The organism is Mesorhizobium sp. M2A.F.Ca.ET.037.01.1.1, from assembly GCF_003998075.1.
In the GTDB taxonomy this organism is placed as follows: Bacteria; Pseudomonadota; Alphaproteobacteria; order Rhizobiales; family Rhizobiaceae; genus Mesorhizobium.
In genome coordinates this window covers 1-837 of the sequence record NZ_RZSA01001573.1, presented here as the reverse complement: position 1 = coordinate 837, position 837 = coordinate 1, and the positions used below count along the sequence as shown (strand labels likewise).

General features: G+C 66.9%; 1 pseudogene. It reads right to left on the bottom strand.

Going from position 1 to position 837, the window contains the following annotated elements:
• Positions 1–732, bottom strand: a pseudogene (locus EOA27_RS38460) (IS66 family transposase); the annotation flags it as partial.
• Positions 733–837 lie beyond the last annotated feature (105 nt).

The following is an 837-nucleotide window of genomic DNA, read 5'->3' as shown; positions in this document are numbered from 1 at the left end:
CTCCTGGCGCACGGCGTGGCGTCGGCCTGGCGACAGGCCGCTGATCTCGCGCTCGATATCGAACAGGGCATCGATGCGCTTCACGGCTTCGACCGCCAGCGGATAGACCAGGTTGGGCTTCTCGCCCTGCGCCTTCTTGCGCGCCGCCGCTTCGACATCGGCCAGCTCAAACACTTTGCGCCGGCTGTGGGCCCAGCAGCTGGCCTCCAGAACAGGCGCCGGCTGACGGCCCGTCGCATAGAGATCGCCGTAACCGCCAAAGGCATCGGCCTGCAGAATGCCGCTCCAGCCGGAGAGATGCGCCGCGGGATGTTCGCCTCGGCGATCGCGGGAATAGTAGAACACCGCCGCCGGCGGATCGGCGCCGCCGAACGGTCGGTCATCGCGCACATAGGTCCATAATCGGCCGGTATCGGTCTTGCCCTTGGCCAGGACCGGCACCGTCGTGTCGTCGCCGTGCAGACGTGAAGCGGCCAGCACATGGGCTTCGAGCCGCTTGAACAGCGGCATCAGCGCCGCGGCGCCGGCGCCGACCTGGTCGGCGAGCGTCGACAGGCTGAGCGGCACGCCTTCGCGGGCATAGCGTTCGGCCTGGCGGTTGAGCGGCTGATGCTGGCCGAACTTCTCGAACAGGATCATCGCCAGCAGGCCGGGACCGGCCCAGCCGCGCGGGGTGGCGTGGAAGGGCGCCGGAGCCTGGCTGATCGTCTCGCAGTCGCGGCAGGTGAACTCACATGGGCCCGATGATGTAAAGCTGGTTCAAGAACGCATGTTCAGCACTCCCATCGATCCAGTATCCAGGCTCGAGCTCAACATCTGACTGGAGCACTTCCACCA